Source organism: Streptomyces sp. NPDC019224, from assembly GCF_040632605.1.
Classification (GTDB): Bacteria; Actinomycetota; Actinomycetes; order Streptomycetales; family Streptomycetaceae; genus Streptomyces.
This window is the reverse complement of the sequence record NZ_JBEYCF010000034.1, coordinates 45,625-64,629: the sequence shown is the minus strand read 5'-3', so window position 1 is coordinate 64,629 and position 19,005 is coordinate 45,625. Positions and strand designations below refer to the sequence as shown.

General features: G+C 71.5%; 17 protein-coding genes. 5 read left to right on the top strand and 12 right to left on the bottom strand.

The window, feature by feature from the left end; all coding sequences use genetic code 11:
- Window positions 1-3: 3 nt before the first annotated feature.
- Complete coding sequence (locus ABZ564_RS21610) at window positions 4-606, top strand: flavin reductase family protein (RefSeq protein WP_360858765.1); 603 nt, start codon at window positions 4-6, stop codon at window positions 604-606.
- Between the two features lie 647 nt (window positions 607-1,253).
- Here ABZ564_RS21610 and ABZ564_RS21605 read toward each other — a convergent pair.
- Window positions 1,254-2,747: an MFS transporter gene (locus ABZ564_RS21605; RefSeq protein ID WP_360858762.1), complete on the bottom strand. Its 1,494-nt coding sequence runs from the start codon at window positions 2,745-2,747 to the stop codon at window positions 1,254-1,256.
- Between the two features lie 279 nt (window positions 2,748-3,026).
- Between ABZ564_RS21605 and ABZ564_RS21600 the strand changes: the two genes are divergently transcribed.
- From ABZ564_RS21600 to ABZ564_RS21585, 4 genes are all read left to right on the top strand, one after another.
- Window positions 3,027-4,229, top strand: coding sequence for a hypothetical protein (locus tag ABZ564_RS21600; protein WP_360858759.1), 1,203 nt, complete (start codon window positions 3,027-3,029; stop codon window positions 4,227-4,229).
- Window positions 4,230-4,259: 30 nt separating this feature from the next.
- Window positions 4,260-4,403: a hypothetical protein gene (locus tag ABZ564_RS21595; RefSeq protein WP_360858756.1), complete on the top strand. Its 144-nt coding sequence runs from the start codon at window positions 4,260-4,262 to the stop codon at window positions 4,401-4,403.
- Window positions 4,404-4,446: 43 nt separating this feature from the next.
- A complete protein-coding gene (locus tag ABZ564_RS21590; RefSeq protein WP_360858753.1) occupies window positions 4,447-4,917 on the top strand; it encodes a MarR family winged helix-turn-helix transcriptional regulator in 471 nt (156 codons plus the stop codon).
- 203 nt (window positions 4,918-5,120) lie between these two features.
- Window positions 5,121-6,707 (top strand): MFS transporter, encoded by a 1,587-nt coding sequence (locus tag ABZ564_RS21585; protein ID WP_360858789.1) that lies wholly within the window; start codon window positions 5,121-5,123, stop codon window positions 6,705-6,707.
- Window positions 6,708-6,929: 222 nt separating this feature from the next.
- Here the strand turns inward: ABZ564_RS21585 and ABZ564_RS21580 are convergent, their stop codons facing one another.
- From ABZ564_RS21580 to ABZ564_RS21530, 11 genes are all read right to left on the bottom strand, one after another.
- Window positions 6,930-7,619 (bottom strand): helix-turn-helix domain-containing protein, encoded by a 690-nt coding sequence (locus ABZ564_RS21580; protein ID WP_360858750.1) that lies wholly within the window; start codon window positions 7,617-7,619, stop codon window positions 6,930-6,932.
- Window positions 7,616-8,848 (bottom strand): fumarylacetoacetase, encoded by a 1,233-nt coding sequence (fahA, locus tag ABZ564_RS21575; RefSeq protein WP_360858748.1) that lies wholly within the window; start codon window positions 8,846-8,848, stop codon window positions 7,616-7,618. The genes ABZ564_RS21580 and fahA overlap by 4 nt, the downstream gene beginning before the upstream one ends.
- 32 nt (window positions 8,849-8,880) lie before the next feature.
- Window positions 8,881-9,729, bottom strand: a complete 849-nt coding sequence (locus ABZ564_RS21570) for a hypothetical protein (RefSeq protein WP_360858745.1) — start codon at window positions 9,727-9,729, stop codon at window positions 8,881-8,883.
- A gap of 158 nt (window positions 9,730-9,887) precedes the next feature.
- The gene (locus tag ABZ564_RS21565) at window positions 9,888-10,139 is read right to left on the bottom strand and encodes a helix-turn-helix transcriptional regulator (protein WP_360858742.1); all 252 of its coding nucleotides are present in this window, start codon (window positions 10,137-10,139) and stop codon (window positions 9,888-9,890) included.
- Entirely contained in the window at window positions 10,139-10,639 is a 501-nt protein-coding gene (locus ABZ564_RS21560) for a DUF2975 domain-containing protein (protein ID WP_360858739.1), read from the bottom strand. The genes ABZ564_RS21565 and ABZ564_RS21560 overlap by 1 nt, the downstream gene beginning before the upstream one ends.
- A 74-nt stretch (window positions 10,640-10,713) precedes the next feature.
- Window positions 10,714-11,058, bottom strand: coding sequence for a hypothetical protein (locus ABZ564_RS21555; RefSeq protein ID WP_360858736.1), 345 nt, complete (start codon window positions 11,056-11,058; stop codon window positions 10,714-10,716).
- 177 nt (window positions 11,059-11,235) lie between these two features.
- Entirely contained in the window at window positions 11,236-11,793 is a 558-nt protein-coding gene (locus tag ABZ564_RS21550) for a hypothetical protein (protein ID WP_360858733.1), read from the bottom strand.
- A 212-nt stretch (window positions 11,794-12,005) separates the two neighbouring features.
- Entirely contained in the window at window positions 12,006-15,089 is a 3,084-nt protein-coding gene (locus ABZ564_RS21545; protein ID WP_360858730.1) for a glycoside hydrolase family 38 C-terminal domain-containing protein, read from the bottom strand.
- A 68-nt stretch (window positions 15,090-15,157) separates the two neighbouring features.
- Window positions 15,158-16,174: a LacI family DNA-binding transcriptional regulator gene (locus tag ABZ564_RS21540; RefSeq protein ID WP_360858727.1), complete on the bottom strand. Its 1,017-nt coding sequence runs from the start codon at window positions 16,172-16,174 to the stop codon at window positions 15,158-15,160.
- 50 nt (window positions 16,175-16,224) lie between these two features.
- Complete coding sequence (locus tag ABZ564_RS21535) at window positions 16,225-17,154, bottom strand: ROK family protein (RefSeq protein ID WP_360858725.1); 930 nt, start codon at window positions 17,152-17,154, stop codon at window positions 16,225-16,227.
- Entirely contained in the window at window positions 17,151-18,863 is a 1,713-nt protein-coding gene (locus tag ABZ564_RS21530) for a class I mannose-6-phosphate isomerase (protein WP_360858722.1), read from the bottom strand. Before ABZ564_RS21530 ends, ABZ564_RS21535 begins: the two co-directional genes overlap by 4 nt.
- Window positions 18,864-19,005: the final 142 nt, after the last annotated feature.

Sequence of the window (19,005 nt, the reverse complement as noted above, 5' to 3'; positions counted from 1 at the left end):
ACGATGGCGACGAGGAGAGCCGCACGGCAGCCGGCGGTCGGCACGCTCCGGACGCAGCCCGAGCCCAGAGGCGCCGGGCACGGACCGGAGCACGACATCGATCCCCGGGAGCTGCGCGGGATCTTCGGTCGCTTCGCCACTGGCATCACCGTCGTCACAGCGGGCCGTGGCGAGCCGCGCGGCATGACGGCCAACTCGTTCACGTCAGTGTCCTTGTCCCCGCCGCAGGTGCTGGTCTGTGTGATGCGCGACGCCTCCATGCACGAGGTCATCCTGGAGCATCACGCGTTCGTCGTGTCGGTGCTCTCCGACCGACAGGAGCGGCTGGCACGCCACTTCGCGGACAGCCGCCGGCCGCGCGGCGCCCAGGAATTCGCGTCCGTCGACGCGACCCCTGGTCCTGCCACGGGGGTCCCGGTCCTCGACGGCGCCCTGGCCTGGTTCGAGTGCGAACTCTCGGCCGTGTACGACGGGGGCGATCACTCGATATTCCTCGGCGAGGTACTGAACGTCGGCCACGGCGCCGATGAGGACGCGCTCCTGTTCTACGCCGGAGCCTTCCGCCGCTTGGCGACGCATACGGATTGGCGCGAGCACGTCTCCTGAGGGCTGTCCCGTCATCCCTGGTGGATCGGCGCGCGACGTCGGATGCGGTGCACCGCAAGGCGGAGGGGCGCCCGCGTACTGGAGGTATCCGGGCGTTCCGACAACGGAGGGGCCCCGTGCCCTTGAGGCTACGGGGGCGAACCCCGGCTGCCGCGCGCCCGCCAGGGATGACGGGACAGCCCTTGGGCCGCGGCAGCCGGGGTTCGCCCCGTCGCGACGCCCTGCACGCACTCTCGCCGCACCGGACGGACTGCGGCTGTCCAAGGTTCGTCCCGCTCTCCGCAGCGGGTCACTCCGCACCGGGGAACGAGCAGGCTCTGTTGACGGAGCTCCGCCCGGGCTGCGCGAATCCCGGCCCCGAGCCCGGTGCCGCCTGCGGCCTCGGTCTGCGACGCCGGGGCGATGGGCGGCCGCGCCTGCTGTCGCACTGCTGCAGTCGGTGTCGTCGGGTCCGCGCCCCTCGCCGGAGGCGCCGGCCCACAGGGGAAGCTCTCGGATGTCTGCCTCCGCAGCGAGCCGCACCGCCGGCCATGCCCGTACGGCATGACCGGCGGCAGGTCGTACCGACAGCGACGCGCCCACGACGACACCACTTCTTCGCGCATGCTCTGCCCGGACGGCTCTTCGCGGTACCCGCGCGGGCGGGCTCAGTCCGTGGTGGCCCGGGCGGGCGTGGTGACCGGCTTCGGCCTGCTCGGCGGAACGGCCCGGAGGACGACACGGGTCAGGGCCACCCCGGGAACCACGCCGAGCGCGGCGACCGCCAGAATCCAGCTCGTGGTCGTCGCCATGGCGTCACCGAGGCTGTCGGCTCCCGTGTGGCCGGCCAGGGTGAGGTACAGCGCGCCGAAGACCGTGACGCCCGCGACCTGACCGAGTTGGACCACGGTGGTAAGGAGGCCGCTGGCATCCACCGCCTTGTCCATGGGCACGTTCACCAGCGACTGGGTCAACAGCGGACTCACCGACAGGCCCATGCCCACACCGTTGACGATCGTTCCCAGCCACATCAGCGCCCCGCCACCGGTGCCGTCCTGCATGGCGGCCGCGATCATGCCGTACGACACGGCGGACGATGCGAGACCGGCGGGTGCGAGCCCGAGGTGGAACCGCTCGGGGAGTTTGCGCCAGTAATAGCCCGAGAGGCCGAAGGTGACGGACATGGGGAGATAGGTGAGTCCGGTGCGCAGCGCACTCTCCCCCAGCCCGGCCTGCAGGTGAAGGGTGAAGACGAACAGGAAGCCGCCATAGGTGAGCTGGACGCACGTCAGGGTGAGCAGCCCGGCCGGCATTCCGGCTGCCCGGAACACGGCGAAGTTCAGCAGCGGGTCACCTCCGCGAGCCGCGATCATCTGCTCGGCCCGCACGAAGAGGACAGCCAGGACCACGCCTGCTGCCATGCAGACGAACGTCCAGACGGGCCAGCCCAGTTCTCGCCCGAGGACTGCGGGAAGGACGAGCAGGAACACCGCAGGGGTCGCCAGGGCCAGGCCGACCAGGTCCAGTCGCCGGTTCCCGCTCGGCACGTCCTTGGGAAGCAGGCGCGGCACCAGCGCGATCAGGACGAGACCGATCGGCAGGTTGATCATGAACACCGGGCGCCAGCTCGTCCCGAAGAGGTCCGCGTTGACGATGACTCCGCCGAGGACCAGACCGGCCATCGCACCGGTCGAGAGCACGGCGCCGTAGGCGGACAGCGCCTTGGCGCGCGCCTTCCCCGTGAACTGCATCTGGATGACGCTCATGATCTGCGGCACCATGGCCGCCGCGCTGGCCCCCTGGGCGAACCGGAGCACCACCAGCGTGACGGTGTCCGGCGCGAACGCGCACCCCACGGACATGAGGGTGAAGACGGCGGCACCCAGCAGGTACATCCGGCGCCGCCCGTACAGGGCGCCCAGCCGCGCACCAGTGATCAGCAGCATCGCGTAGGCGACCGTGTAGCCCCCCACGACCAACTGCAGGGACGCGCCGGAGGCGTGGAGCCGGGTGCCGATGGAGGGCATGGCCACATTGACGATGAACACGTCGACCAGGCCCATGAACTGTCCGAGCAGCAGCAGTACCAGCATCATCCATTGCCGGCCGGAGGGTGCGTCGGGTGCTGCGGCCGGACGCGCGGTCGGCCCTGCGGTGGTCATGGTTGTCTCCATTCACTCGTGGCTCCCCGGGCACCGCCGACGGCCGGGGCTCGGTCTATATACCGGCCGGGTCCACGAAACTCACCGGCCTCGGGCGGCACTCAGGAAGAAGCCGCCTCCCTCGCACGATGGCTAGGCTCCCGAGTCGAGTCGCCGGCCCGAGCACGATCGGCGAGCTGCGGGAGTGCGCTGCTCCCCCTGCGGGTCCCCGGCCCTGCTCCGGCCGGCGCCCTTTCCCATCGGACAGACGAATCCCCCGGCCATACGAAGGGTCCGCACATGACGAACGAGCGACGTTCCCTCTCCTTCCTCGAGTCGCAGTTCTATCTCTTCGGTATCGGTCCGGTCGTGGCGAGCGTCACCTTGGAGGGACGGGTGGATGCAGCCGTGATGGAGCGGGCCGTGCGCCTGCTGGGCCGTGACCATCCGCTGCTGCGCTGCGCCTTCCGGCAGGACGGCGGCGGCATCACCCTGGAACTGGCCGGCGAGGGGCCGGGGCTGGCGTTGGCCGAGCCCGGGCCGGACGGCCTCGCGGACGAGCTGAACGTCTCCCTCGCGCAGAACCGCCGGGTCTACTCCGTCTCGCTGTCCCAGGACGCGGGGTCGGCGGTGCTTCGGCTCGCCGGCGACCACGCCGGCAGTGACGGCCGCCTGAACATGCTCCTGCTGCGCCGGCTGCTCGGCTATTACACCGATCTGCTGTGTGCGGTGGAGCCCGAACCGACCGGGAGGTCCGCGTTCGAGGGCTCGTTGGAGGATGCGCTCCTCTCGGCGTACGAACCACGGCCGGTGCAGCCCCCGGCCGCCGCCGAACCGCCGTTGACGCTGGCCGACGCGGCCGCCGCGCCCGGCGCGCTCGCCGTGCGCGGTTTCGGCTTCGATCCGGACACGACGGCCGCGCTGATCGCTGCCGCCCGAGGGGGCGGGATATCCCTCACCAGCCTGCTGGCGGGGGCACTGGCCTGCGCGGTGCGCGCCCAGTTCCCCGGGGCCGGGCCCATGCCGGTGGCGCCGGCCTTCGCCGTGGACCTGCGTCCGCGGATCGAGCCGCCGATCGCGCCGGACGCGCCGTTTCCCTGCGTGGCCCGTCTGGTGTGCTCCACCGGCGTCGACGCCGGCGAACAGCCCGTCGAGGTGGGCCGGCGCATCGGCACGCAGCTCCACGCGGCTCTGGACCAGGAGGAGATCCAGCACAGGCTGGTGTCCCAGGAAGCCACTGGCCGGCCCATCCCGCTGCCGCCCATCTCCTTCATGGTGTCGAACCTCGGCACCCTGGAGGAGTACCGCGTGCCGAACGGCCTGCGAGTCACCGACAGCCGGTGCGCCGGGACGTCCCGGGGGGCGGTTCCGACCCTCTTCGGTTCCACGGTCGACGGGCGGCTCACCCTCGATCTGGTCTACGACACCGGCTTCCACCGTGCCGGCACGATCGAGGATGTGGCGAAGCGCTTCGAGGCGGCGCTGATGACAGGACAGAGCTGACGGGGTAACGGCGTATCGCCTGGGCACCTGGTGCAGCAGCCGAAGGACGACCGCGTCGGCGGGCCCGGGCGTCAGCCCTCCCAGATGACGGACGCGCGTGGCGAGGCGCCCGACGCCCGGCTCGTGCCCACCTCGGCCGACAAGGTCGCCGGCGCCTCCCGGACGACGAATTAAGCTACCTTGACATAGGTATCTTGCGATACCTAAGATCGCCGGCGTGAGTCGGAACAGCGCGCCCGCGCAGAGCATCAGCCAAGTGGCCTCCGGCCTCGTGGCATGCCTGCCCGCGCTCTCCCGCGCCCTGGACCGGCACGTCGGGCAGGAATTCTCGGCCCCGAAGCCGCCGGAGGCCCAGCTCGCTCTGCTCCGGCACGTCGAGGCGCACGACGGCGTCACGGTGCGCAAGGCCGCCGATTCCCTGCTCATGAAGCCCAACAACGTCAGTGCGCTCGTCACGCAGCTCACCGAGCAAGGGCTCCTGGAGCGCCGGCAGGACGCCGCCGACAAGCGCGTCGCGCACCTGCATCTGACCGCGAAGGCGCAGCGGGAACTGGCCGAGGTCCACCGGCTGATGAGCACGCACATCGCGGGCGCGCTGCAGACCATGACCGACGGCGATCTGAAGGCCCTCGGCGCGGCGCTGGGGACGCTGAACTCACTCGTCGAGCGGCTGCACTCCGCCCAGTAGACGGCACGTACGCGGCCCCTTTCACACGTGGCGCGCTTCTTCGCTCCGTCTCTCCTTCCCGCTCCTGCTCTCTCCGCGCTGCCGCCCTCGTGGCGGCGGCTGCCCGTTTCGCCCTGGACACGCCCCCACCGGCCGTGCCGGCGCGCATCACTCCGAAGGACCGAACCGTCTTGCCCTCCGAAGTTCTCAGCTCCCCCGCGCCCATGACCGGGGCACCGGCCGAGTCCCGCCCGCGCGGTGTACGCGCCAATCCGTGGCTGACCCTGATCGCTGTCGCCTTCGGGCTGTTCATGGTCGGCCTCGACGGCTCGGTGGTCTCCATCGCCAACCCCGAGATCGGCCGGGACCTCAATGCCACCACCGCCGACCTGCAGTGGGTGACCAACTCCTACCTGCTGGCCCTCGCGGCCGCACTGATCCTCGGCGGCAAGCTGGGCGACCGGTTCGGACGTCGCACCTTCTACCTGATCGGCGTCGCGGGCTTCACCGCCGCGTCCGTCGCCATCGGCCTGTCCGGCTCCATCGAAGGGGTCATCGTCTTCCGCGCGGTGCAGGGGTTCTTCGGCGCGCTGCTGATGCCCAACACCCTCGGGATGCTGCGCGCCGTCTTCCCGCCGCGGAAATTCGGCATCGCCGTCGGCATCTGGGCCATGGTCTCGTCGGTTTCCACGGCCCTCGGACCCATCGCGGGCGGCCTCCTGGTCGAGCACGTGAACTGGGAGTCGGTCTTCTACATCAACGCTCCCATCGGCATCATCGCTCTGGTCTTCAGCGTCATCGTCCTTCCGCAGAGCAGGAACGCCGCCGCCGCACAGGACAAGTTCGACCTCCCCGGCGTGGTGCTCCTGGCCATCGGCCTGCTCGCCATGGTGTTCGGTGTCGTCAAGGGCGAGACGTGGGGATGGACCTCGGGCAGCACGCTGGGGGCCATCGCGGCGGGGGTCGCGGTACTGCTGCTGTTCGGCTGGTACGAGACGCGGGTGGCGCGCCCCCTGCTTCCGATGCGCCTGTTCCGTAACCCGGCGCTGTCCATCGGCACCGTCATCACCGCGCTGAACTTCTTCATCCTGCTCGGCGTGATCTTCTTCGTCATGCTCTACCTGCAGAACGTCCGCGGTTTCACCCCGGTCCAGGCGGGCGTGCGGACCCTGCCCCTCAGCCTCGCCTCGGTCGTCGCCTCTCCCCTGGGGGCCGTGCTCACCCAGAGGTTCGGGCCGCGCCTGACCATGCCGCTCGGCATGACGCTGCAGGCCGCCGCCTGCTTCGTGATGCTCGGCTGGAGCGCCGAATCCTCGTACGCCGCGCTGTGGCCGCCGTTCGTCGCACTCGGTCTGGGCGTCGGTATGGTCATGGCCTCCTCCTCCGACGCCATCGTGGGCAACGCACCGGTGGAGGACGGCGGCGTCGCAGGCGGCCTGCAAGCCACCGCCCTGCAGATCGGCGGCGCGCTGGGCACCTCCGTGCTGGTGTCGCTCATCAGCAGCCGCGTCGGCTCCACCCTCACCGGCGAACTCACCACGGCCGGTGTGCCCGCGCCCGCGGCCCAGGGGTTCAGCGAGGCCAAGGACGCCGTGTCCATGGGCGTCGCCCCCGTCTCGGCCCGGATGCCCGGCCAGCTGAAGGACGCGGTCGTCGAGGGAAGCCACCAGGCGTTCATGAACGGCGTGCACACCGCGGCACTGGTCTCCGCCGTGCTGGCCGTCATCGGCGCGCTGCTGGCGGTCGCCGGTGTCCGGCGCGCCCCTGAAACGGCCCGCCACCAGGTCCCGTCCGAGGCCGGCGGATCGTGAGGCCATGATCTCCGGCCCCGAGGCGAGACCGCCACGGCCCAGGCCCGGGAGGGTCTGCTGACCGATGGGTTCGCGCGCGAGGTGACCAGGCCGCAGGTCACCTCGCCGCGATCCTCACCCGGGCCCGGGTGCTCCGGGGAACGCCCTGCGGAACGGCTGCGGGCGGGGTACCGGGGTGAGCCCGTGATACGACGGGGCCGCCCCGGTACCCCGCCCGCTTCCTCACACGTGGTCGCTCGGGGTGCCTATGGCGGCGGCGGCCTCCCGTACGTGCGGGATCGCCCGCTCGGCGAGCTCGGGGTCGGAGGTGACGACGTTGATCGCGGCCCGGACCGGCCAGCCGGGCAGGGGGGCTGCGACGCCGTGCGCGCCCACGTTGACCTCGCCGTGGGTGATGACGTAGCCGGCCTCGCGGATGGCCTGGACCCGGTCGGGTTCCGAGGCGCGCGGGGGGCCCGAGGCGAGGGTGGCCAGGCCGCCGGAGCCGTGGTCGAGGGGGTCGCGGCTGCCCTTGCGGTACCAGAGCAGGGGTCCGTCGGTGGGCGGTTCGGCGACCACCGTGGTGACGGCGGCGGTGCCGACGGCCTCGACCAGGCTGGCGGTGGCGTCCAGTGTGCGGGCGAGGCGCTGGAGGACGGGTTCGGCGATGGTGCGCAGGCCGGGGCCCGTGTCACCGAGGAGCCCGGCCACCGCCGGGCCCACGACGTAGCGGCCCTCGTCGTCGCGCGTGGCGAACCCGGTCCGGTGCAGGGAGACCAGCAGGCGGTGCGCGATGGAGCGGTGGAAGCCCGTCGCGGCCGCGACCTGGCTGGTGTTCAGTCCGTCCGGGTGGCGGCTCAGTTCGACGAGGACGGCGAGTCCGCGCTCGAGGGTCTGTGAGCCGCCGCTCTCGGGGTCGTTCGGCGGTGTCATGGCGTCTCTTCGGGGATCGGCCGGATCGTGGGGAGGATCCTGCCACGGACCTCGCCCAGGCCGATGCGGCCCCGGGCACCGGGCGCCGAGTAGCGCAGGACCACCTCGTCGCCGTCCTGGAGGAAGGTGCGCTCCTCGCCGCCCGCCGTCCAGGTCTCCTTGCCGCCCCACGACAGCTCCAGGAACGAACCGCGCTGGTGCTTGTCCGGTCCGGAGATGGTGCCCGAGGCGTAGAAGTCGCCGACCCGCAGCGAGGCGCCGTTGACCGTGAGGTGGGCGAGCATCTGCGCGGGCGACCAGTACATGGACGCGTACGGGGGGCGTGCGACGACGGTGCCGTTGACCTCGACCTCCACGTCGATGTCGTATCCCGACGGTCCTTCCTCCCGCAGGTAGGGCAGTACGGCGGGGTTCTGTCCCGGCAGGTCGGTGCGGGCGTGTTCGAGAGCGGCGAGCGGGGTGACCCAGGCGCTGATGGTGGTGGCGAAGGACTTGCCGAGGTTGGGGCCGAGCGGGACGTACTCCCAGGCCTGGATGTCGCGCGAGGACCAGTCGTTGACGCCGGTGACGCCGAAGACGGTGTCGGTGAACTCGGCGGTCGTGACGCGCTGCCCGAGCGGGATCGTACGGCCGACGACGAAGCCGAGTTCGGCCTCGATGTCCAGGCGCAGGGACGGGCCGAACGTGGGTGCCGGGTCGGTGGGGGCCTTGCGCTGGCCCGCGGGGCGGTGCACCGGTGTGCCGGAGACGACGATGGAGCCCGCGCGGCCGTGGTACGCGACCGGCAGGTGGCGCCAGTTGGGCATCAGGGCGTCGCCGTCGGGGCGGAAGATGCGTCCGACGTTGGTGGCGTGGTCCACGGAGGCGTAGTAGTCGACGTAGTCGCCGACCTCGAACGGCAGGTGCAGCGTGACGTCGGCCAGCGGCACCAGGCGTACGCGGTCGCGGTGCGCGGTGTCGGTGAGCAGCTCGGTGGCCCAGGCGCGGACCTCGGCCCAGGTCGCCGGGCCGGCGGCCATGAGGGGGTTGAGCGCGGGGGCGTCGAGCAGCGGTATCCAGTCGGGGCGCAGGGCGGCGGCCGCGGCGCCCAGGTCGAGGGCGTGGTCGCCGATCCGGACGCCGATGCGCGGGGCGGTGTCCGCGGTGGAGAAGACGGCGTACGGGAGGTTGTCGACGTCGTACGCGCTGCCGGCCGCGGCCTGGACCCAGGTGTCGGGGTGGGTGCTCATGTGCGGAGTCCTTCGGTATCGGTGACTGGCGGTCAGGTGGTGGCCCGGCCGAGGAGGCCCAGGGCGGCCAGGTCCTCCAGCGGTTCGAGCACGCTGCAGGACCCGTACGAGGTGAAGGCCGCCCGCGCGGCGGCGGTGCCTGCGGCCGGGAGCGCGGTGACGGCACAGGCCAGCGTGTCCGGGTCGCGCTCGGCGAGGGCGGCGCGGACGGCGGCCACGGGTGCGCCGGAGCAGGCCCGTGCGGTGGCGAGGAGCACGTTGAGGTAGCCGTGGTGCTCGAAACCGGTGGCGGGGGCGGTGTGCCGGACGGCGTGGTGGAGCCCGGCCGTGCACTTGAAGGCGGCGCCCGCGGCGACGGTGTCGTGGATCCACGCCGCCACCTCGTCCTCGGTCGGGAACGCCGCCGCCTCGGTGCCTCCGGTACGGAACTTCAGCCGGAAGCCGTGGCGTACGGCGGAGGCGAGGGCCTGCTCCCACGCGGGTGCGGCGGGGCGCGGGGCCTCCAGGTACACGGTGCCGGGCAGGCCGAGCGCGGCCAGGCCGTCGATCTGGGGGCGGATGGGCAGCGTGGGGTCGGGCTTGACCTCCAGGGCGGCCGGCACGAGGCGGTCGGTCGCGGCGAGGGCGGCCAGGACGGCCGGGATCGCGGCGGGTGCGGTCACCACGCTCACCCGTAGGCCGTCCGGGAACAGGTCGGGCCCGGCGAGCCCGGCCAGTTCGCCGAGCCGGTCCGCGCCGATGACGAAGGGGCCGACGAGGGCGGCGTGAGCGGAGGCGAGGTGCCCGGCGTGCTCGGCCACGGCGCGCGGCAGCGGGGCCAGGCCGGGCGGGAAGACCGCGGCGTCGTCCACGAGATGCCGGAAGGCGAGAGGTATTGACACAACCGGCACCCTAACCGAGGGGCTTCGAAATACGAATACCCAGTGTTCTTTTATCGGTTAACCATGTCCTGCTGTGAACGTGACCTGTCCGGCCGGGCCGCTTCCGCCGGACGGTCTCCGTCGCGCCCGTCCGGCACCGCTTTCCATGCGTCGGCGCGTCAGCGGGAGATCGGCGCGTCCTGGGCGGGTACGGCGCCCGCCTCGTCCGCGGCCTCCCAGCGCAGCAGGTCCCCCGGCTGGCAGTCGAGCACCTCGCAGAGCGCGGCGAGGGTCGCGAAGCGCACGGCTTTGGCACGGCCGTTCTTGAGGACGGCCAGATTGGCCGGTGTGATCCCGACACGGTCGGCCAGCTCGCCCACGGACATCTTCCGCCTGGCCAGCATGACGTCGATGTCGACGACGATCGGCATCAGATCACCTCGTCCAGCTCGGCCTGCATCCGGGACGCCTGGACGTCGCGGTCGACGGCCTGGGCGAGCAGTGTGCGCAGTACGAGTACGACGAGTGCCACCCCTCCCACCGCCAGGCCGGCCACCCCGATCAGGAGGACGACGCCCGGTGCGACGGCCTCGCCGGGCGCCAGGACGACCCCGAGCGTCCACAGCAGGAGTGCGGCTCCGGTGAAAGCGCCGGTCACGACGTCCACGTACCGGAAGGCGGGGCGGGAGAACACCGTGCCGCGACGAGCCATCGTCAGTAGCCGCCAGATGCAGGCCAGAACGGTCTCGGCGCAGGCGATTCCCAGGATGCCGATCAGCAGAACCGGAATGCGGGGGATGCCCGCGGTGGCGCTGTCGCCGCCCCCCGTCTCGCAAAAGAGCAGCACCGCCATCACCACCTGCAGGCACCCGGCGCCTGCGAGCAACGCCACGATCACGGAGCGCAGCGTGAGCACTGTCAGTTTTCCCATGGACCCTCCTCCTATCGAAAGACGATCCTAATCTATCGTTTCTCGATAAGAGGAGAGCCCGGAAGCGGTCAGCGTCAGCCGAAGACGACGGACCGCACCTTCAGCCGCTCCCCGGCGCCACCGGTGAAGGGACGCAGAGGGAACGAGGCACCCTCGCAGTCCGGTTCGCTGTACACCGTGGCCCAGGAGTCGGTGCGGTTCTTCGGGGAGTGGCCCGCTTCGGGGTTCTCCTCGCCGACACCGGCAAGGTTCACGCACACGCCGTCGGCGGGGTTGTTCAGGAAGCCCGACGCTTCGTAGCCATCGACGGTCACGTAGTCGTAGCGGAACTGGCCCGACGCGGCGGAAGCGGGCGCGGAGGCGGAGACGGCGAGCAGGGCGGCACCGAGGACGGCGGTGAGGCCGAAGCGCAGACGCATGAGCATGTCTTTCTGCTGATGGATTGTTGCCGCGGTGATCATTGCCTCACGGGCCGGCCCGCACCCCGGCGTCACTCGTACGCATGATGCCGAAACGTCCCTGCACCCGCCGAACGGCCCTGCCGCGGCCGGTCTGGCTTCCCCCGCCGCCGGAGGGGGCGGGGGAAGCGTCAGGATTCAGCAGGGGCGGATGTGGAAGACGGGGGTCCAGGAGGCCGTTCCGGTGCCCTTGGCCACGTGGGACCAGCGTTCGCTTCCGTCGCTGTTGTAGAAGCGGGCGCGGGTGCCGGAGGTCTGGTTGTTGTTGAAGGTGCCGTCGCCGACACCGTTGAAGTCGTAGTAGCCGCAGCGGTAGTAGTCGTAGTTGGTGCCGCGCCCGTCCGTGATGCACAGGTGGCCGTTGGCGCAGGCCAGGGCCGTGCCGGGGGAGGCCAGGTTGCGCGTTTCGGCCTGGCCCGGCGCGGGGAGCGTGACGGTGCCGCCGGGGATGGCGAGGGTGTTCGCCGAGGTCTGGCGGGCCCGGGGATCCTGGGCGAGGGCCGCGTCGACCTGCCGCTGGAGCTGCCCGGCCTGCTGGTCGGTGAGACCGGCTGCCCGCGCCTGGGCGGCGTAGGTCTGCTGCGCGCTCGGGGCGGCGGGGGTGGTGGTGGCGTGAGCGGACAGGGTGGGACCGGCGATCAGGGCCGCGGCGGCAGCCATCAGTCCTGCGGATCGACGGAACGAGACACGCTTCAAGGTCTTCTCCTTGGGTCGGCCGTGCGCCTCTTTGATGTGAGGAGCACGGCCAGCCTTTCCAACTCACCGCCCTCTCAAGGGACATAGCGGCAATGTTCACCGTTAAGTGGTGCAGATGCCTTTTTTCGCACGTGCAAGGATCCACCGAGCGGTTGTGTCAATCCCGGCCGGAGGGCCCGGAATTCCAGGGGCCCTCCTCCGCCTCGGTCTCCTCATTCCCCCGGTGTCAGGCAGAGGGTCAGGATCTGGAACGGGCGCAGTGACAGCTGGATGTCCCGCCCCTCGACGGCCGGTGCGGGTTCGTCCGCCAGTTCCCGTTCCAGCAGGTCCGTGATCTGCACGGCGGCCAGGGGGAAGCCGGCCCTGAGCGTGGTCCGTGCGCGGCCTCCCGCGGATTCGTAGAGGCGGACGATCACGCGGCCCGAGCGGTCGTCGGCAAGCTTGACCGTCTCGATGACGACACCGGCCGTGGTCTCATCTGCCGGCCGGACCAGTGGTTCGACGGGGGCACCGCCGGGTACGGCGCGCTCGGGGAGGTTGAAGTGGTACCCCTCGCGAACCGCGTCCTGGAGCCCCGCGCCGATGACCAGCCCGTAGCGCAGCCGATGTTCGCCCCGGTCGCAGTCGGGGTCCGGGAAGACGGGGGCGCGCAGGAGGGAGAGCCGTACGGTCGTGGTGGTTCCGCCGTCGGGGCGTACGTCCCTCGTGACGTCGTGCCCGTAGCTGGAGTCGTTCACGAGGGCCGCGCCCCAGCCGGGTTCCTCGACGTGCAGGTAGCGGTGGGCGCAGATCTCGAAGCGGGCGGCGTCCCACGAGGTGTTGGTGTGAGTGGGGCGCCGGACGTGGCCGAAGGGGATCTCGGCGCTGGACTCCGCCGCCCGCAGGTCGAGCGGGAACGCAGCCTTGAGGATCTTCTCGCGCTCCTGCCAGGCGACGTCGGTCTCGATGTCGAGGCGGCGGCCGCCCTCGTCGAGGCGCAGGACCTGGGTGATGCGGGAGGCGTTGAAGCTTCGCACGACCCGGATGCCTCCGGGGACGGCGACGACCTCGTCGGCCTCGGTCAGGTCGCGCACGGTGTTGCGGTAGAAGGCGTCGACGTCCCAGGCGTCCCACTGGTTCGGGAAGTCCTGGTGCAGTTGGAGAAGGTTTCCGACCGTGTGCGGGGCGAGTGCTTCGCGTCCGGCGGTCAGGTCGTACGCGGAGGTGATCAGGCCGCGGGTGTCCACCGTGACGCGTACGAGGCCGTTGTCCAGGACGAATCCGCCGCCGGGCGCGGGGCGGGCCTCGACCGGGCGCGTGGCCTGCGCGCGGGGGGACGCGCCGAGCGCCGGGACTCCGTCGCGGGAGTGCGGTGCCGCGTTGAACACGGTTTCTTGGGCCGTCCCGTCCGCGAGGACGGCCCCGTCCGTGCCCGCCGCCGCGAGGGTTCGCTGGGCGGATTCGATGACCTCGCCGAGTTCGCGGGCGGTCTCGGCGTAGACCGCCTCGGCCTCGCGGTGCACCCAGGCGATCGAGGTGCCGGGCAGGATGTCGTGGAACTGGTGGAGCAGTACCGTCTTCCACACCCGGTCGAGCAGTTCGTACGGGTAGGGCAGTCCGGTACGCAGGGCCGCCGTCGCGGACCACAGCTCGGCTTCCCTGAGCAGGTGTTCGCTGCGCCGGTTGCCCTGCTTGGTGGCGAGTTGGCTGGTGAGGGTGCCGCGGTGCAGTTCCAGGTACAGCTCTCCCGACCACACGGGGGCGTCGGTGTACTCCTGCTGGGCCTTGGTGAAGAACTCGGCGGGGCCCTCCAGCTCGATGCGGGCCGAGCCCTCCAGGTTCTCCAGCCTGTCCGCCCGCGCCAGCATCTCGCGGGTGGGACCGCCGCCCCCGTCTCCGTAGCCGAAGGGGACGAGGGAGCGATTGGCAGGTCCCTTGTCGCGGAAGTTGCGCTCGGTGTGCCCGAGGTCGGCGCCGGAGAGGTCGCCGTTGTAGGAGTCGACGGGCGGGAAGTGGCTGAAGATGCGGGTTCCGTCGATGCCCTCCCACCAGAAGGTGTGGTGCGGGAAGGAGTTGGTCGCGTTCCAGGAGATCTTCTGGGTGAGGAACCACTTGATGCCGGCCAGCTTCATGAGCTGGGGCAGGGCCGCGTTGTAGCCGAACGTGTCGGGCAGCCACATGTCCTCGGTCTCGATCCCGAATTCCTCCAGGTAGAAGCGCTTTCCGTGGACGAACTGGCGTACGAGGGACTCGCCGCCGGAGAGATTGGTGTCGGGTTCGATCCAGAGGCTGCCCGTGGGTATGAACTGTCCGGTGCGGACCTTCTCGACGACGCGGGCGAAGACCTCGGGCCGCTGTTCCTTGAGCCAGGCCAGCTGCTGGGCCTGTGACATGACGAAGCGGAATCCGGGGTGGTCGTCCATCAGGGCCGTGACGTTGGAGACGGTCCTGGCCGCCTTGCGGACGGTCTCCCGTACGGGCCAGAGCCAGGCGGTGTCAATGTGCGCGTGGCCCACGGCGGAGACGCGGTGCGCCCCGGCGTGCGCGGGTGCGGCGAGCACGGGGGCGAGTGCTTCGCGCGCCTGCTCGGCCGTTCCGGCGATGTCCTGGAGGTCGACCATGTCGAGGGCGCGGTCCACCGCGTGCACCAGCTGCCAGCGCCGGGTGGAGTCCTCGGGCAGTTGGTGCATCAGTCCGGACAGGACGTCGAGGTCCTGTACGAGTTCCCAGACGGTGGTGTCGAAGACGGCGAGGTCCATCCGGTTCAGCCTGTAGAGCGGTGTGTCCGGTGCGGTTTCACCGCGCAGCCAGGAGGGGACGTCACCGGCCCGGGTGGGGACGAAGGGGTCGCCGCCGCTGCCCGAGTCGAAGATGACCGGGTTGGCGGCCGCCTCGATGTAGTAGACGAACTCCTCACCGCCCTCGGCGCGTTCGGCGATCGGCAGCCACGCGTTGCGGGGGTTGAGCGCCTTGACCGGGCTTCCGTCGGGCCGGTACACGAGCCCTTCGGCGGAGAAGCCCGGCTGGGTGGCGCCGAAGCCGAGGTCGAGAACCGCTTCGACGCGCTGGCCGGCCCATCCGGCGGGAACGGTGCCGCTGATCCGGAACCAGGTGGTGGACCAGGCGGGGCCCCACAGGTCGCCCGTGCGGACCGGTTCGTAGGGGGCGGCGATCCCTTCGTGGACGGGCACGGGTTCGCCGGGAACCCTCCACCCGGCGATGTCGAGCGGAAGGCTCTCGCGGTACACGGCGGGCCTCAGGCGCAGGTCGAGTACGCGGGCGAGCCGGCGTTCGGTGACGGTTCGGTCGTGGTGCATGGGTGCTCCGGGGGGATGGCGGGGGCGAGAGGGCAGACCGGTGCCGTGGCGGGGGCGGTGAAGTCGGGTCAGCGCGTCCCGTAGCGGATGACGCGGGTGGGTACGACGGTTCTGCGGGCCGGGATCGGCTCGGCGGACGAGCCGTTGATCCGGTCGATGAGCATCTGGCCCGCCCGTCGGCCGATCTCGTCGGCGTCGTACGAGACGATCGTCAGGGGCAGGCCGAGGACGTCGGCCAGGTCGAAGTCGTCGAAACCCGCGAGCGCGACCGGGCGGCCGAGTCCGTGCACGGCGCGGATGGCGCCCTGCGTCAGCCGGTTGTTGGTGCAGAAGAGCGCGGTCGGTGGGTCGGGGGCGTCGAGGAGAGCGCGTGCGGTGGCCTCGGCGGCGGGTACGTCGGTGAGGCCACGCCGTACGTGGCTCTCGGCCGGCTCGATCCCGGCCGCCTCGTGGGCCGCCCAGTAGCCGCGGAACCGTTCCGCGCCGGTGTACAGGGCGGGCGGGTTGCCGAGGAAACCGATGCGGCTGTGGCCGTCCGCGATCAGCTGTTCCACGGCCTGTTCGGCGCCGCCGAAGTCGTCGACCAGGACACAGTCGGCGTCCATGCCGGCGGGCGGCCTGGAGGCCAGGACGATGGGCATGCCGCGCAGTGCCGCAGGGCCGAGGTGCCGGTGGCTGCTGCCCGCCGGGACGACGATCATGCCGTCGACCTGGCGGCCGGCCAGGTCCGCGACGAGGCCGCGTTCCTTGTCGACCTGCTCGGCGGTGTTGCTGAGCAGGACCCGCAGACCGTGTTCGGATGCCACCTCCTGCACACCGAGGGCCAGACGTGAGTAGAACGGGTTGGCGAGGTTGGTGACCACCAGTCCGATCATCCCGCTGCCGCCCAGGCGCAGGCTGCGTGCCGTCTCGTTGCGCCGGTAGCCCAGTGCTTCGACGGCGGCCAGTACGCGTTCCCGTGTGCTGCCGCTGACCCGGGCGTCGTCCTTGAGCACGCGGGAGACGGTCATGGCACTGACACCGGCGCTCGCGGCCACGTCGCGCATCGTCGGGGCGCCGGTCTCGCCCGCGCGCTGCTGTGCCATGAGCGGTTCTCCTGCGGATTCGTGGGGTGGCCTGTGAGTCGGGAACGCGGTCATTCTAGGTCCGTGCCCGAAGGGCCTCGGCAGCCCTGCAGGGTCGAGTGGGCGGCGCCGATGAGGGGGGCGTCGGCCGGGCGCAGCGCCGGGACCATCGCAGGCGCGGACCCCGGTGCCCATGATTCGAAGCCTTCGCGGATGGCGGGTCCGACGAGGTCCCAGGAGCCGGCCATCGATCCGCCGACGACCATGAGCTCCGGCTCGAACCGCTCGCACCAGGGGGCGAGAGCCCGTCCCAGCGCGCCGAAGCAGTGCCGGATCGTGTGCAGGGCGGGCGCGTTCCCTCCACGGGCCGCGGCGGCGATGTCGTGCACGTCGGGGTGCGGCCCGTCGCCGGGAAGGGCCGCGGCGGTGGCGTGGAAGCTGCGGATCGCCCGTCGCGAGACCACTTCCTCCAGGGGAAGTCCGTGGGCGGTGAGCCGATGGGCGCGGCCCCCGGGCGGTACCTCGGGCCCCTCGACCACGGGCTGTCCGCCGTCCAGGAATGAGGAGCCGACGCCTGTTCCGAGCGTGATGCACACGGCCCGGCTCCGCCCCGCTGCCGCGCCTGCCCGGTACTCGCCCATGGCGAAGGCGTCGGCGTCGTTGACGAAGCTGATGCGGCGGGGGGCTCCGGGGAGCCGGGCGAGCAGCCCCGCGCCCACGTCGACGCCGTGCAGCGATTCGAACTTGCCGATTCCCCGGAACCGGCCGATCCCGGTTTCGTAGTCGAAGGGGCCGGGTATCGCCACGCCCCAGTGGGCGCCCTCCGGAACGTCGACACGAGCGCCGACGGCGGCGATCGCGTCGAGGAGGTCATCGGCCGGTGCGTCGGCGGGGACCGGCTGTCGTACGGCGTCCAGGGGGGCGGGCCCGGCGGAGGTGGTGTCGATGACGGCGGCCGTCACATGGGTGCCGCCGATCTCCAGCACGGGGACGCGGCTCATGCGGGCGTCACCAGGGACTTCACCACGTGCACCGGGCCGCCTCCCACCGGGTGCAGCCGGTAACCGCCCACGGAGGCGGGAACGGTGAGGGTTTCGGCGAAGGCCAGATCGTGCCGGTCCCCCCGGTCGGTCTCCACGACGACGCCGCCGCCCGAGGAGACGTTGAGGATGTGGAAGCGGCCGTCGGTGTCGTCCTCGGCGGGCTCGGTGCCCTCGATCACGAAGCGGTGCACCGCGTAGAACATCTCGGGCAGTGCGCCGATGACCTCCTCGCGCCAGCCCGGCCCCTCGCGCAGGGTCCTCGGCTCCTGCACGAGTTCCTTCAGGACGTCGTCGCCGCGCCGCGCGGTGTCGAGGTTGGCGAAAGCGTGGGCGGAGGAGAGCGGCCTCGGAGCGCCGGAGAGGCCCTTGCGCAGCCAGTCGTAGAAACGCAGGGAGTAGAGGTAGGGGGTAGCGCTGATCTCCAGGACCAGGTTTCCCTCGCCGGAGGCGTGCGGGGTGCCGGCCGGGATCATGTAGAGCTGCCCGGTGTCCGACGGGTGCTTCATCACATGGTCCTCGACGCGCAGCGGGACTTCGTCCGCCGCGGACGCCTCGACCTCCTTGCGCATGACCGTCACATCCGTACTGTCCCGCAGCCCGAGGTAGACCTGCGCACCGGGTTCGCTCGCCGTGACGTAGTACGTCTCGTGCTGGGTGTAGGGCCGGCCGAAGGTCTCCCGCATGTACTGCTCCCGGGGGTGCAGGTGCAGGGAGAGGTTGCCGCCGCCGACGGTGTCGAGGTAGTCGAAGCGGATAGGGAAGGACGTGCCGAAGCGGTGGTGGACGTCCGGGCCGAGGAACGTCTCCGGGTGGAGCTCGCAGAGCAGCTGGAAGGGCAGTTCCACCTGGGCCGTCTCGTCCTGGCCGACCAGGATTCCGGCTTCGGGGGCGATCAGCTCGTAGCCGAGGGCCGTGTTGCCGTTGCGGGGCTCGAAGCCGAGCTCCCGGGCGGCCCACTGACCGCCCCACGCAGTGGAGTTGAAGAAGGGGCGGCTTCGGACGGGACCCGACGCCAGGGCGGCCAGGGTGGCCCGTACGGCCGTGCCGTCCAGCGAAGCGGGACCGTTCTCGCCCTGGAGGTCGATCCAGCGGTCGATGCGGGGGGCCAGGCGGTCGCGGTGGCGGTCGCCGACGGGCCAGTCGGTGTAGAAGAGGCTGCGCAGCTCACCGGGGGTACCGGGGCGGCCCAGGTTGACCCCGAGGGGCAGCTCCGCGCGGGTGACGGCCTCTTCGGCGTACCGCTTGGGCAGGTCGGCCCACCACAGCAGGTCGGGCTCGCCGAGTGCGGCGCCGGGGCCGAAGACGAGCAGGACGCCGCTGTCCGGCCGGGGCTGGACGGGGGGCGTCTCGAACAGGTCGTCCATCGAGAACTCGGCGAGCGGCAGGAAGAACGGATCGGCGTCCGCGCCGGGCACGCAGAGCCTCTGGACGGCCTCGGCCGACCAGAGGCCGCGCACGTCGCACAGCGTGACCTGGATGCCCCGCGTCCGCAGGGCGGCGGCGAGGGAGCCGGCGGCCTCCTCCCAGTCGAGTGCGGCGGGGCCGTCGAGGGCGAGGACGGTGGGCGTCGTGGGCACGGCCGCGACCGCGGCGGCCCAGCCGGTGACGACTGCGCCGCCGGTGACGGCGTAGCGCGGGTTGCGTTCATAGGGACGGGGCTGGTGCACAGAAGCTCCTGGGGAAGGGACCGGCGAGCATCCGAATGGTATCGATAACACCCCTGATCAAACAAGACGCATGACAAAGGCCGCCACACAGACCCTCTCCAACAGCAGTTTTATTGATTCCACGGAAGAAGCTCTTGTTTCG